General features: G+C 66.6%; 16 protein-coding genes. 6 read left to right on the top strand and 10 right to left on the bottom strand.

All coding sequences use genetic code 11. The features are described from left to right. Window positions 1-8 precede the first annotated feature (8 nt). The gene (locus NOCYR_RS17275; RefSeq protein WP_014351688.1) at window positions 9-857 is read right to left on the bottom strand and encodes an SDR family NAD(P)-dependent oxidoreductase; all 849 of its coding nucleotides are present in this window, start codon (window positions 855-857) and stop codon (window positions 9-11) included. A gap of 55 nt (window positions 858-912) precedes the next feature. Here NOCYR_RS17275 and NOCYR_RS17270 point away from each other — a divergent pair, with 55 nt between their 5' ends. Next, window positions 913-1,905, top strand: coding sequence for an alpha/beta fold hydrolase (locus tag NOCYR_RS17270; protein WP_048833472.1), 993 nt, complete (start codon window positions 913-915; stop codon window positions 1,903-1,905). An 18-nt stretch (window positions 1,906-1,923) separates the two neighbouring features. Here the strand turns inward: NOCYR_RS17270 and NOCYR_RS17265 are convergent, their stop codons facing one another. After that, the gene (locus tag NOCYR_RS17265; protein WP_048833471.1) at window positions 1,924-2,751 is read right to left on the bottom strand and encodes a class I SAM-dependent methyltransferase; all 828 of its coding nucleotides are present in this window, start codon (window positions 2,749-2,751) and stop codon (window positions 1,924-1,926) included. Between the two features lie 62 nt (window positions 2,752-2,813). Between NOCYR_RS17265 and NOCYR_RS17260 the strand changes: the two genes are divergently transcribed. Beyond that, window positions 2,814-3,419: a TetR/AcrR family transcriptional regulator gene (locus tag NOCYR_RS17260; RefSeq protein ID WP_014351685.1), complete on the top strand. Its 606-nt coding sequence runs from the start codon at window positions 2,814-2,816 to the stop codon at window positions 3,417-3,419. A gap of 136 nt (window positions 3,420-3,555) precedes the next feature. Then, window positions 3,556-4,263, top strand: coding sequence for a molybdopterin-dependent oxidoreductase (locus tag NOCYR_RS17255; protein WP_231855947.1), 708 nt, complete (start codon window positions 3,556-3,558; stop codon window positions 4,261-4,263). Window positions 4,264-5,034: 771 nt separating this feature from the next. Here NOCYR_RS17255 and NOCYR_RS17250 read toward each other — a convergent pair. From NOCYR_RS17250 to NOCYR_RS17220, 8 genes are all read right to left on the bottom strand, one after another. Continuing rightward, window positions 5,035-5,871 (bottom strand): ESX secretion-associated protein EspG, encoded by an 837-nt coding sequence (locus NOCYR_RS17250; RefSeq protein ID WP_014351683.1) that lies wholly within the window; start codon window positions 5,869-5,871, stop codon window positions 5,035-5,037. Continuing rightward, complete coding sequence (locus NOCYR_RS28860) at window positions 5,868-7,250, bottom strand: hypothetical protein (RefSeq protein ID WP_014351682.1); 1,383 nt, start codon at window positions 7,248-7,250, stop codon at window positions 5,868-5,870. The genes NOCYR_RS17250 and NOCYR_RS28860 overlap by 4 nt, the downstream gene beginning before the upstream one ends. Then, the gene (locus NOCYR_RS17240) at window positions 7,250-7,654 is read right to left on the bottom strand and encodes a hypothetical protein (protein WP_014351681.1); all 405 of its coding nucleotides are present in this window, start codon (window positions 7,652-7,654) and stop codon (window positions 7,250-7,252) included. Before NOCYR_RS17240 ends, NOCYR_RS28860 begins: the two co-directional genes overlap by 1 nt. A 44-nt stretch (window positions 7,655-7,698) precedes the next feature. After that, entirely contained in the window at window positions 7,699-8,262 is a 564-nt protein-coding gene (locus NOCYR_RS17235; RefSeq protein WP_014351680.1) for a DUF3558 domain-containing protein, read from the bottom strand. Window positions 8,263-8,460: 198 nt separating this feature from the next. Next, window positions 8,461-8,832, bottom strand: a complete 372-nt coding sequence (locus NOCYR_RS30815; RefSeq protein ID WP_014351679.1) for a hypothetical protein — start codon at window positions 8,830-8,832, stop codon at window positions 8,461-8,463. A gap of 224 nt (window positions 8,833-9,056) precedes the next feature. Then, a complete protein-coding gene (locus NOCYR_RS17225; RefSeq protein WP_014351678.1) occupies window positions 9,057-9,251 on the bottom strand; it encodes a hypothetical protein in 195 nt (64 codons plus the stop codon). Beyond that, window positions 9,248-9,412, bottom strand: a complete 165-nt coding sequence (locus NOCYR_RS29755; protein ID WP_014351677.1) for a hypothetical protein — start codon at window positions 9,410-9,412, stop codon at window positions 9,248-9,250. Before NOCYR_RS29755 ends, NOCYR_RS17225 begins: the two co-directional genes overlap by 4 nt. Window positions 9,413-9,434: 22 nt before the next feature. Continuing rightward, window positions 9,435-9,605 (bottom strand): hypothetical protein, encoded by a 171-nt coding sequence (locus tag NOCYR_RS17220; protein WP_231855946.1) that lies wholly within the window; start codon window positions 9,603-9,605, stop codon window positions 9,435-9,437. Between the two features lie 302 nt (window positions 9,606-9,907). Between NOCYR_RS17220 and NOCYR_RS17215 the strand changes: the two genes are divergently transcribed. From NOCYR_RS17215 to NOCYR_RS28485, 3 genes are all read left to right on the top strand, one after another. Further along, window positions 9,908-10,798, top strand: coding sequence for a helix-turn-helix domain-containing protein (locus tag NOCYR_RS17215; protein WP_014351675.1), 891 nt, complete (start codon window positions 9,908-9,910; stop codon window positions 10,796-10,798). Beyond that, window positions 10,788-10,997, top strand: coding sequence for a DUF397 domain-containing protein (locus NOCYR_RS17210; protein ID WP_148280673.1), 210 nt, complete (start codon window positions 10,788-10,790; stop codon window positions 10,995-10,997). Before NOCYR_RS17215 ends, NOCYR_RS17210 begins: the two co-directional genes overlap by 11 nt. 503 nt (window positions 10,998-11,500) lie before the next feature. Further along, on the top strand, window positions 11,501-12,910 hold the full coding sequence (locus NOCYR_RS28485) for a glycoside hydrolase domain-containing protein (protein ID WP_014351673.1): 1,410 nt from the start codon (window positions 11,501-11,503) through the stop codon (window positions 12,908-12,910). Window positions 12,911-12,999 lie beyond the last annotated feature (89 nt).

Below are 12,999 nucleotides of genomic sequence, written 5' to 3'. Positions count from 1 at the left end.
TTTGCTGTTCAGTCCGCGCGCGGGATGCGTCCGTCGACGTCGGTGAACCCGTACTCCTCGGCCAGGTCGGCCACGCGGAACGCGCCGCCCGAACGACGCTGCCGATCGGGGTCCGCGGCCAGGGCGGTGACCGCGCGGCCCGGGAAGCGCGGGGTTTCGGCGGCATCCAGATCGAAACTGCCCTCGCCGGGCAGCGTGACCAGCCGTTTGCCCTCGGCGTCGGGCGGAATCATCTGCAACAGTTCGGTATTCACGATGCCCGGCCACAAGGATACGACCGTGACGCCGTCCGCGGCCAGTTCGTGGGCCATATCGGCGGTGAGCCGGTCCAGGGCGGTCTTGGCGACGCCGTACACCGCATTGTGCATATGCCGTTCGGCGCCCGGCGAAGAGATATTGACGATCAACCCGCTCGACGCGCGCAGCAGCGGCGCGGCGAAAACGCTGGCCGCGTAATGCGAGCGCACGCCGACGTCGAAGGTCTCATCCCACGCCGTCGGCGGCACCTCCCAGAACGGTTTGCCCAGCCAGCGGGCGGCGGCGGGGGAGTTGTAGACGTTGTTCACCAAGATGTCGAGGCGGCCCTGCTCGCCGCGCACCATCTCGAACAGGCGTGCCACCGCGTCGTCGTCGCGGTGGTCGCAGATGTAGGGGATACCGGTGCCGCCCAGGGCGTCGATCTCGGTGGCGGTCTCGTTGACCGTGCCGGGCAGCCGGCCCGGTGCGGTCGAGCGCCCCGTGACGTAGACCGTCGCCCCGGCCGCGCCCAGTTCGAGGGCGATGCCTTTACCGATGCCGCGGCTGGCTCCGGTGACTACCGCGACCCGGCCGGCTAGTTGTGCAGGTATTCCGCTCACGGTCCCGGGACATTACCGTGAAACTGAAACGCGTTCTAGTGTTCGGGAGGTTGTCGTGGATGTGGCTCATCGGTTCGTGACGGGCAATGGCGTGCGATTGCATGTCGCGGAACAGGGTGCGGGTTATCCGGTGGTGTTCTGCCACGGCTTCCCGCACACCTGGTTCGTCTGGCACCGCCAGATGGACGCCGTGGCGCGTGCGGGTTTCCACGCGATCGCTCCTGACATGCGCGGATACGGCCGCAGCGACATCCCCGACGGGGCCGACGCCTACACCAATGCGGCCGCCATCGGCGACTTGCTTGCCCTGCTCGACGACATCGGCGCCGAACAGGCCGTCTTCGTGGGCCTGGACTTCGGTGCCGCCCTGCTGTGGGAGCTGGCATTGCGCGCACCCGAACGCGTGCGCGGCCTGGTGGTGCTGAACAACCCGTTCACCCCACGCGCCCCGCGGGTGCCGTCGAGCTACTGGTCGAAAATGGCGCAGAAGCACTTCCTGCACCTCGAGTATTTCCGGGAGCCCGGCATCGCCGACGCCGCCCTCGCCGCGCAGTCACGCGAGTTCCTGGCCCGCGTCTACTACGCCCTCAGCGGCGACTACCACTATCTCGACACCTGGCAGAACCCGCCGGGCATCAGCTACCTCGAGGCGCTGCCCGAGGCGCCCGCACTGCCGTGGAGTTGGCTATCGAACGACGAGTTCGACACTCTCGCCACGGAATTCGAGCGCACCGGTTTCACCGGCGGCCTCAGCTGGTACCGCGCCATCGACCGCAACTGGGAGCTGACCGCCGACTACGCCGGCGCATCGGTCACCGTCCCGGTGTATTTCGTCTACGGCGAGAACGACCCTGATATGGAAGGTTTCAGCGGGCGTGATCCGCTCGACACCATGCGTGCGTTCGTTCCCGACCTCCGTGCGGTCGAAAAAGTCGGCGGCGCAGGTCATCTCGTCCAGTTGGAGCGTTCCGAAGCGGTCAACGCGTTCCTGCTGAACAGTCTGGACGAACTCGGTGTCGCCGGTGGACTCGCCGAAGATAAGCGGTGAGCCTCCGTACTCCGTGAATCAGGAGTCGGCGTTACGCGCGGCGGCCACGGCCAAGGTGGTGTAGTGCATGGTGAACCCACCCCCCAGCGCGTCGATGGCAGCGCCGACCGCGTCGAGGATCTCGGCCAGTTGCTCGGGAGTCAGTCGGGTCAGACCGCCGGTCGTGGGTAGCAGGTCCAGCCATTCGTCGCGGGTGTAGGGCCGTTCCCAGTCGTATCGCCACTGTTCGGCGGCGTGGAACCGGCCGCTGTCCTGGAGCTGCCCGGCGATCTTCGCGTAGGTCGCCTCGTACACCTCCAGCGGGCGTCGCGCCGGCAGACCGGCGAAAGGCGAGTCCGGCGCGACCCGGCGGTAGGCGGCGGCGAACGGTTCGGCCACCTCGATCGGCGGTTCGAAGACGTGGCCGAAGATGGACAGCAGCCCGTTCGGCCGCAGCACTGACGCCGCCTTGGCGACGGCTGCGTCCGGGTCAACCCAATGCCAGGATTGCGCCGCGGTGATCGCATCGAAGCTGCGCCCGTCCGGGTCCCAGGTTTCGAAGGTCGCGACCTCGACCGGCAGGCCGCGGGTGCGTGCGAAGTCGGCCATCCTGGGATCGGGTTCGATGCCGAGCACCGTGCAGCCGGCCTCTTGGAACTGGCGCGCCGCGATTCCCGTGCCGCAGCCGACGTCGAGCACATCGAGGCCGGGGCTCTGCGCAACGATCCGCGCTACGAGTGCCGCCGGATACGCGGGTCTGGCCTGGTCATACCGCTGCGCGTCGGTGCCGAACGACTCCGCCATCGCCCGCGCCCGATGTGGCTGGGCCGGTGCTGGTTCCGGTTGTTCACGAGGTAAAGTGGGCATGTGCCCACACTAGTGGGCGATTGCCCACCTGGCAATGAATGGTCGCATGAGAGGAGTGTCGAGTGCCGACTGGTGTGCACCTGCGCGACGCCCGGCAGCAGCTGTTCGATGCCGCCGAGCGGGTGCTGCTGCGTTCCGGGCCGAGCGGACTGACCAGTCGCGCCGTCACCGATGAGGCCGGCTGCGCGAAAGGTGTTCTGCACCGGCACTTCCCCGACTTCGATGCCTTCCTGACCGAGCTGGTGCTCGATCGGGCAGGGCAACTGGAGGCGGAGGCGAGCGCGCTGCGCGAATCCGTCGGCCACGGCGCGGTCGTCGACAATCTGTCGACCGCATTACCTGCCTTGTTCGGGCCGATCCCGGTCGCCATCATCCCGCTCATCACCGCCCGAGACGAGCTGCGCACCCGCCTGCGCGACGCTCGCCCAGGCGGCGGCATGGCCATCCTCGGCGACGTCACCGCCATGGTGTCGGCCTACCTGTCCGACGAGCGAGACCTGGGCCGAATCGCCGAAGACGCCGACATCGACTCCCTCACCCTGTCCCTCGTCGGCGGCGCACACCTGCTGTTCGCCGACCGCGACAGCAGCCCACCGACTCCGGCCATGATCGGCAATCTGGTGTCGACGGTGCTCGCACACGTCGTGCAGCGACGCTCGCGCCGCTGAGCCGGTATTCGCGCCCCACTGGCGCCTTTCCTGGCCGGGAGTTCGGCTGCTCTCGGCGGCCTGCCGGTGTGGCGCGGGAGCGTCGGTAACGTGCAGCACAACCCTCGACGCCTGGTCGGCTGCGCGCTACGCTTCCATGTATACGCCGCCGTATAGATGGAGGATCGGTATGGCACTCCCGCCCGGCCAGCGCGCTGTCGACGGTTTCCCGCGCTTCGGCACTCACCTGCACCATCCGCCGCCCCCGGTCCCCGCCGACCCCACCATCGAGATCGCCGGGCCCCTCACCGAGACCACCACGATCCCCGTGGCGGAGCTCGCGTCGATGCCTCGCCGCGAGCAGCTGTCGGATTTCCATTGCGTCGCCGGCTGGTCTGCCACCGGCCTGCGCTGGGAAGGGGTGCCGTTCCAGGCCCTGTACCGCACCCGCATCGAGCCCCTGCTCGAGCCGGGCACGACGATCACCCACGCGGTCTTCCGCGGTCTGGACGATTTCGAGTCGATCGTCGTACTCGACGACGTCCTGGCCGACGACGTCCTCATCGCCGACCACCTCGACGGCCAACCCCTCAACAGCGACCACGGCGCGCCCGTGCGCCTCGTCAGCCCCAACCAGTACGGTTTCATCAACATAAAACACCTGTGCCACATCGCATTACACACATCCGCGCCACCGGTCACCGACCGCTGGTCACCCCTCGCGTCCCACCCGCGGGCGCGGGTCTGGGAGGAAGAACGCCACCGGCATCTGCCGGGACGTATCGTTCGGCCCATCTACCGGTCGCTGATCGGCCCGATCCGCAGACTCAGCGCGCGGGGCGGTCGCCCGGAGCACAACTCGTGACACCGCTCTACGGCTGAACTATCTCGACTACGCCCGCATTCCGCCGGGTCCCACACTCGGTGCAGTAGTCGATGAAGGATGGGCCCGTATCTGAGGACCATGTCGTCGGCGAGCGATACTGCGGGCTCTAGTCGCGATAGCCGCCGAGACCGCCTGGGAATGCGTATCGACCGCCGAACTGACCTGCGTCGCCGCCTCCAACCCCTGCCCCACCGGACCACGCAGACCCTCGCCTTCATCGCGTGAGTACGCAATTACTCCGGCTCCACCTGCACCGGCTGAGCAACGGACATGGACTTCCCCCTCGAACAGATCAAGAACGCGTAGCGGCCAGCGCCCGCGCTCCGGCAGATCCTACCGGCCGCCACCGACCTCCACCGGCCCCGCAGTCCAAGCTCCGCGATGAGTGGTACATGAGGCAGGCGATTACGGCGTGTCGCCTGCCTCATGTACCACTCGTGGGCTGGCGTACCGGAACTCGGCGGCGTGACTGGGATATAACGGCACCGCCGCCTGACCGGGCGCGGGTCGGGCGGTCTGCCGATCGCTCATCGGGCCGATCCGCGGGATGAGTGCGCGGGGGCGGGTACTGAGACGCTCGCGAGCCTTCCAGCCGGCACCGGTATTGCGTGTTCTCCCTGACCATTTCGGCGGGATCGATGTCCCAACTCCGCCGGTCCCGCCACAGTCGCCGCGACGAGGGAGACATGACGCAGGCCGTTACGGCGTGTCGGCCGTCTCATGTCTCCCTCGTGGGCTGCGATGGGGGGACTAGACGAGCCAGCCTCGTTCGTTGCGTTGTTGGTAGTAGAGGTCGTCGTCTTCGGCGGGGTCGGCGGGGACTCGTTGGGGTTGGTTGCGGGTGGCGGCGGTGGCTCGGAGGCGGTCTTGGAGTTGGCGGATCAGTTCGTCGGGTGGGCCGGGGGTGACGGTGAGGTCGTCGTGGTTGTGGTGGTGGAGCAGGTAGCGGCCGTCGTCGGGGTAGTCGAGCCAGATGAAGGCGCGGCCGTCGTCGGTGGGGCGGGCGTCGAGGGTGTAGTCGGGGTAGACGGTGATCTCGCCGGTGCCGATGCGGGGGCGGCGGAAGAAGCGGTTCATCTCTTCGGCGGGGGACAGGCGCGTCGGATGATGGGAGTAGACCGGCTGATTCAGGTCGGAGCGGCGGGCCCGGAACGGGCGGTGGGAACCGCCCTGGTAGCGGGGGAGCCGACCGACGATTTCCGCGGCCATCGACTGGGAGCGGCACTGGGTGATGATGATGTCGCGGCCGTGTTCGCGGGTGGGGCCGGGCTGCTGGGTGGCGATGGTGGCGACCTGGTCGACCACCCCGGCGTGCACCCGCACGACCTGCGACTGCTGCGGGCCGTAGAATCCCTCGATCTCCACGCGCACCTGCGGTTCCAGCAGGATGGCGAGCGCGTTGTAGAGACGTTCGTCGAACACCTGCTGCACCTTCTGCGCGGCCTGCATGCGCATGCGTTCGTAATCATCGAGATGCTCGACGAATTCGGGCCGGAAGCTCAACGGATACGGCAGGCGGTCGCGGCCGAGCGCCTCCAGCGCGATGGTGAACGCGAGACCATCGAGCTGCCAACGGTTTTCACTCATGCGCCGATGACACCACCCGGTGGTAGCACGCGCGGCTGTTCGCCGAGCAGTTCGGTGGTGCGATCCTGCACCAGATAGTCGGGGGTCTTGTGCTCGTCCTCGTCGTCGCCCTTACCGCGCGCGCCACCGGGCGGCATCATGCCCATCGGCATACCGGCTCGGCCCATACCCGCGGCACGTGCGGCCGCCGCGTTCGTGCCGCCCGCGCCACCCGACTGGCCGACGCCGCCGCCCGGAAGACTGCGGCCGGCACCCGGTGTTCCGCCGGTCCCGGTGCCGCCGCGCGAACCGCCGGTGCCGCCGGTTCCGCCCGGGAAACCGCCGCCGGGGATGCCGGATGTGGTCGAACCCGGCTGGCCGGAACGGGCGAGCGGGTCTTCGAGGTTCTTCGGGGTCGCCGAGTCGAGCGCGGACGCCGCCGTGGTGGACGGGGTGGTGGAGCTCGGGGTGGTCGACTCGGGCTCGGTGCCGTTGTCGGTTCCCTGATCGTCGGTGTCGTCGTTGTCTTCGGGCTTCGGCTCGACGGGTTCTACGATGCCAGGTTCTTCGCCTTCCTTTCCGCCCGGCGGTTTCACCTCCGGGGGATAGGACGGCGGGACGACTGGCGGTTTCACTTCACCGTCGTCGATCGGACTCTCCGGCTTCGCCAGCACTGGTGTGCGCTGGTCGACGGCTACCGCACCGGGCTGGTAGATGCTGCTCATGACGTCCTGCGCCAGCCGCTCGGCCTCGTCCGCGCGATGCTTGTTGGTCTTGAGAGTGCCGGTCAGGGGGAGGTCGCCGACGAACTCATCGAAACCAGAGACTTCGATCGGCGGGGCGACAGACATCTTTGCCTGGCCCAAGTACCCCTGGATCAGGTCGATGCCGTTGGCGACCATCTGGAAGGTATGAGGGAGCTTCTTCGCCGATTCCGTGTAGTTGAGCGTGCCGGTCATGGCGGAGTTGGCGGTCTTCCCGCCCCACTTCTCTTCGATCGCCTTGGTGACATCGTTGCGGAACTGGTCGATCGCGTCGGTTGTGCCTGTGGTCAGCCTGCGCCAACCGTCGGCTCCCGCATTGATTTCGCCCTCGGCGACCGGGCCGTGATCGGGCGTCGTTGCGTTGAGCGCGTCCCAGATCTTCTTGTGGTCCCAGGTGGTGAACGCTTCGCACGGCGCGGCCGGGTCGGCCCACTCGCCATCGAAATCCTTTTTCAGCCGCTCCCATTCGCCGTTGATGATCTGGCGGTCGGGATCCCACTTCTGCTGGCCGCTGTTGCGCAGCCCCTCGGCAGTATCGGCGTTCTCATCCGCCTCGATGTAGTTCCGGCTCACCTGCGCGCCGCCGGCGATGGCGCCGATCGCTACGACGGCGACGGGTATCAGTGGAAGAACCATCAGCGAATCCCCTCCCCAGCTGTGTTCACGTTCGTTCCGACGTTCTGGTCGGTGTTCTGGAGTCGTCCGATCGCGGCGGCGTAGGTGTCGTGCATGAGCTGGGCGATCTCGATGTGCTTGTCCAGTCGGGCGACCGCGGAATCATCGGGGCGACCGGGGCTGCCGTTGATGGCTTTGTCCTGGAACTTGTTGCGGATGGCGATGGCGGAATCGAGGCCGCCGTAGCCGGAGAGGTGGGACAGGCCTCGCGCCTCGATCTTGAGACGGTCGAGCTTGTCGATATATGTCGCGCAGGCAGCCCGAAGAGCTTCGCCGATGCCGTCTTCCATACGGAGCTGGCCATCGATGGCCTGTTGCTTCAGCTGCGTCCACTGCTGAATTTGAGCTTGGGTGTCGTCGCTCATTGGTGCTCCTGCGTTTTCACAACCACTGCGTGACGTTCCTTGGCCTACTTCGGGAGGTGGGGTTCTAGCTCAATGGCGTGGTCGAGAGCGATCGAGCAGATGTCGACGTCGCGCTTGCCGCGCCTCAGCCAGTCGGCGCTGATTTCGAACATCCCCTGCTCCGCTGCGAAGGCGACATAGCAACCGTCTCCGGCGGGCGTGGACTTATCGCGGAAGCTGAGGCCTTCCCGGCTTCCAACCGTCACATCCTTGAAGTCGGTCAGGTCGTCGTTCTTACGGGACTCCTCCAGGGTGTGGCTTGTCGAGAACACACCGATGGCAAACTGCTTGTCGGAAGGAGTCCAGTTGCAGACCCGCCAGGTCGATGGTCCTGACGGAGGGTCGGTGATCACGCCTTTGCTCGATGGATCCAAACCTGCCGATTCGAGCGCCTCATCGCTCAACTCCGAACACGGGTTGAAGATCTCGATCTCATCCAGATTCCGGGTGGTCGAGGCAGTGTTCGACCCGGCGGCCGTGGGCTCCCCCTCGGTGGTCGATCCGCATCCAGCGGCGAGCAGCGCTACGGCTGCTGCGGCCATGGTGGCGCGTAGGACGTCGGTTCGCATAGCTCTCCCTGGGCGTCGGCGTCGGATTTCCCCGCTCATGAATATAGACGCAGCAGGCCCGGCCTCGGTTCCATCTGAATCGAGACCGGGTGATCGTGGGTGTTCACCTGGAGAAATGGCAGGTCAGGCGTGGGAGAGTGGCCGTCGTGCGGGGGCGGGGTGTCCGGCGCGAGTCGGGCCGGGCGGGGCGGTGCGGGGTCAGCGGGCGATGTGGACGCGGGGGTGTAGGTCGCCGCCGGTGTGGAGTGCGCAGAAGGTGCGCAGGACGTGGGTTTGGCGGTCGGTGAGGTGGGTGGGGTCGGGGGTGAGGATGGCTTCGGTGTCGGGGGTGAGGGTGCGGAGTAGGCGGAGGAGGTCGGTGGTGGGGTCTTGGCCGGGGACGGTGAGGATGTGGGTGAGGTGGTAGCCGTGGGCGATGGCCAGCAGGCGCAGGCGGGCGTGGGTGAAGCCGGGGTTGGTGGTGCGGTCGGCGCGGAGGTAGCCGATGGCGTGGGGGCGGGGGAGTCGTGCTGCTGATGGGGGATTCGGGTGAGTGTGCAGAATGGAATTCTCAAAATGACTGGGGATCATCGGAAGTGGCCGTTCGTGGATCGAAGCAACGTGATTCGGGCATGCGGAAAGTCGGTGATTCGCGGATTCGGTGGGCACGGTTCGGCGCTAGCGCTGTCGAAATGACAGAGGGGTGTCAGCGCGATGGCGCGGCGGGACTTCGAATGCCGTGTAGTTTGCGGTGAATACCGCGAGGAATATTCCGACTGGAATAGTCGACCCGTTGGCGATGGACGCGCGAAATATTATTCGCTCAAGTATTTTTCGATGTCGCCGAGACAGTCGGCCGAGAACAGCTCGACACCATCGGCGGCGTCCAGCAGAGCCCACCCGCCGTCCTCGGGATGGGCGATGAGGTGGTAGCCGGCGCGATGGGCGCGGCGGGTGAGGAAGCCGAGGCGGGCGGTGGTCGCCGGGTCGGTGGGCGGGTGCTCGGTCACTGGGCTCGGCTCCTGTTCTCGGTGTCGGGCTGCCAGTTGCGCAGGGCGTCGGCGAAGCGGGTCAATGCTCGAGTATCGGTGATGATCGGGCAGTTCAGGGGGTATTCCGACGACGGGACGCCCGACTCGCCGGGAATGCGGCGCGGCAGTGGCTTGCGCATACGTACCTCCGGGGCGGCGGGCTCAGAAGCCCATGTGCGGACGGTCGGCGGGCACCATGCGACGGTCGGCCACCAGGCGCGCCTTGGCCTGCTGCTTGATCGGGCACACCGACACGAGGCAGTCGATATGCACCTGCATCACCCGATGCGCCCCGGCGACGGTCATCGACGGCAGACGCTGGTGATCGGTCACGGGCACTCCGAACATTGTTGGCACCTCTCGCTTTTTTCGAATCACAGGAGAATGAACGTGTCCGGCGGCGCACCGTGGGACGGCGGGACGCGACACCGTGCGGAGGGGCATCGGCCGCGGTGCGCGGTCCTATTCGCCGCCGGACACGAAGTAAGTAAACACCGAAATGTTGTACATCTGGCGTGTCCGGATGAGATTGGCGCACAATGAAATTGATCCACCCGGAACGGTTTCTACAAACTAACTGACCGTTCCATTCAATCTGACATGACGGTGAGCGAAGCTAACGAAAGGCGGTATCCGTGCAGACGGAATCGAGCCCAACGACCCTGCCGCGACGGGTCCTCGGGCGACGACTGCGTGAGCTGCGTGAGGCACGCGAATTGAGTCGCGCACTCGCGGCCAAGCAAGTTCAGCTGGGCGCGCAGACGCTGTGGCGGCTGGAATCCGGACGTGGCAGCGAGGTCAAGCGGATGGTGATCAACGCGCTGTGCGACCTGTACGAGTCGGAGGACAGTGACCGGCGCGAGCTGCTGTGGTTGGCGGAGGAGTCGCGGAAGGAGGGGTGGTGGCAGTCATACGTCGACGCCATGGTTCCGGAGGTTGAGGTATACGTCAGCCTCGAACAGTCGGCGCGCGGCACCATCACCTGGCAATCGACGCTGGTGCCGGGCCTGCTTCAGACGGCCGAGTATCGGCGAGCGGTGTGGGAGATCGCCAAGACTCAGCGGCAGCGCATCGACTTCGACCGCGAGATCGAACTGCTCGAGAAGCGGCAGAGTCGCCTGCAGGACCGGGAGAACTTCACGTTCCGCGCCTTCTTGTGCGAGTCGGTGCTGCGTCGTCGGGTCGGCGGACCGCAGGTCATGATCGGGCAACTCAATCGCTTGATCGAGGCAGGTGAGCTGCCTAACGTGTCAATACGCGTAACGCCGTTCGCGACCCCTAGCCACGCGGGGCTGATAAACAAGGACTTTGTGTTCATCGAGTTCCCGGAGCACCTGAACCCGTCGCTGAGCGAGCCGCCAGTGGTGTTCATCGAGGGCTTTACCGGCGACTTGTACCTGAACAAGCCGCTCGAGATCGAAACCTATCGTGCCGCGTACTCCGACATCGCACGCGTAGCGTTGGATGAGCGCGATACTCGAAGCCTCATCGAGACTGTACTCAAGGAGCTGCACAGTGAAATCTGACCTGTCCGACGCAGTTTGGTTCAAGAGCACCCGCAGCACAGGAAGCAAGGAGTGTGTCGAGGTTGCCCATCTCGGCTCAGGCATGGTCGGCCTGCGCGACTCGAAGAACCCCACCGGCCCCGCCTTGGTCTTCGGCCCGGACGGGTGGGACGCCTTCTTGACCGGGATCGCGGAGGGCCGGTTCACCCGGCAGCCCTAAACCCACTGCGGCGGCGGCAAGCTGGGCGGTGGCCGTTGACTCGGCGCGCTCTTGATGGTGCCGAGGCGGTCGACACCGACCCCTCGGCCCGGCCGGTGACCTGACTTGCCGGCCGCCGCCCACATCCCTGCCTCCGCAACCCGGAAGGTCTCGTGGTCGGAACGCCGAGAGCGCCTTCCGGACACGATGTGGCAAATCGTGACTGCGATGGGCTTTCAGCTCGTATCGTGAAAGGTGCGACCTGCCGCCAGGAGAGCTGTTCGGGCCCAGCGTATCTCCAGCTTCATCGTGTTAGCCGGATCTCGAGGCGTTCCCCCAGCGGCAGGACGGGGCGATCCTGATGTACCGCAGGCGTGGCGGCGCGCCGTGAGTGGGTTTCAGCTGCGGTTATAGAGGGTATTTCGACCCGGCGCCACTCGACGGCCGTTGCGGTTGGTCCGGTGGCGTCCGCTTCGGCGTTGATGGCAACAGAGTTCGGTTCGACGGGAAGCAAGGAGACGGTTATGCAGCTGCTGGACTTCTCGGCGAGCCTGATCGACCCGCAAGCGATCGTGGATGCCGGGTACGGCGGAGTGATCGGCTACTTTTCAGAATCCCGGCCGGGCACCAACTTCGGCGCGAAGCCGCTGCGGCGCGACTATTGCGACGCGTTGCGCGCGCACGGGCTGGAAATCGTCTCCAACTACCAGTACGGCAAGGGCGACACCTCCGATTGGCTCGGCGGCTACGACGCCGGCGTCCATCACGCCCAGATCGCCGTGCGCTACCACACCGAAGCCGGAGGACCGCCACGGCGGCCGATCTACGCACCGGTGGACGCGAATCCCACCTTGCAACAGTGGAACGACTTGATCGCACCGTTCCTGCGCGGCTGGGCGAGCGTGGTCGGGCTCGAATGGACCGGCATGTACGGCAATGCCCGCTGCATCGAATGGGCGCTGGAAGACGATGTGGCGCGGTGGTTCTGGCAGCACAACTGGTCGGGAGATCCGGCGCTCAACGTCGATCATCCGGCCGCGCATATGCATCAGATCGAGATCGACGCGCGGCAGGTCGGCGGGGTCACCGTCGATGTGAACAGCGTGCTCAAACCCGATTATGGGCAGTGGTCGCTGGCCGGTTCGGCGCCGGCGCCCGAGTTCCGGGAGATCAACGAGATCGGCGTGTCCCCCAACTGGCATTCGCGCGAGGGGGCGCCGGTGCTGTGGTGGCTGCTGCACACCCAGGAAGGCAACGGCACCGCCGAATCGCTGGCGAACTACCTGCAGAATCCGAACAGCGGAGTGTCCTACCACTACACCATCGACAACTCGGTGACCGTCGTCGACGTCATCGCCACCGATGTGGCGTCCTGGTCGGTGCTCGACGCCAACAACCGCTCGATCAACCTGTGCTTCGCCGGCAGCCGCGCGGCCTGGTCGCGGCAGCAGTGGCTGGACAACATGGGCCGCGCCATCGATGTCGCCGCCTACCTCGCGGTGCAGGACAGCCGCAGTTACGGCTTCCCCGCGCGCATCATCTCACCGGCGGAACTCGGGGCCGGGCGGCCCGGCGTCGCCGACCACTACGCGGTCACCGAAGGGCTCGGCGTCGGCTCGCACACCGACGTCGGGCCGAACTTCCCCTGGGACGTCTTCTCGGCGGCAATCACCAAGTACGCGAATGGAGCTGACATGTCCTTCCTCGAAGAAACCCTCACCAACTACCGAGGCGACACCGTCACCGTCGGCACGTTGCTGCACTACCTCGACAAGCACGTCGGCCTGACCCTCGATCAGGTCGCCGGGCCCGACACCTCGCGCGGGGCGGACTTCCCCGGCTGGGAAGCCCTCGGCGGGCGCACCGTCGTCGAGGCGCTCGCCGCGATCGGCGAGAAGCTGGGCATCGAAGGGTTCGGAAACCCTTCAGCCTGACAGGCGAATCCTGTTGGCAGGAACGAAGTTCCGGGCCTCACTGTTCTGGCGCGGGGCGGAGACCGGCGGAGTCGCGGTGGCGTCGGTCT

The sequence above is a fragment of the Nocardia cyriacigeorgica GUH-2 genome, from assembly GCF_000284035.1.
Classification (GTDB): Bacteria; Actinomycetota; Actinomycetes; order Mycobacteriales; family Mycobacteriaceae; genus Nocardia; species Nocardia cyriacigeorgica_B.
Note: the sequence above shows the minus strand (reverse complement) of the source record. Positions and strands in the feature narration are given on the sequence as shown.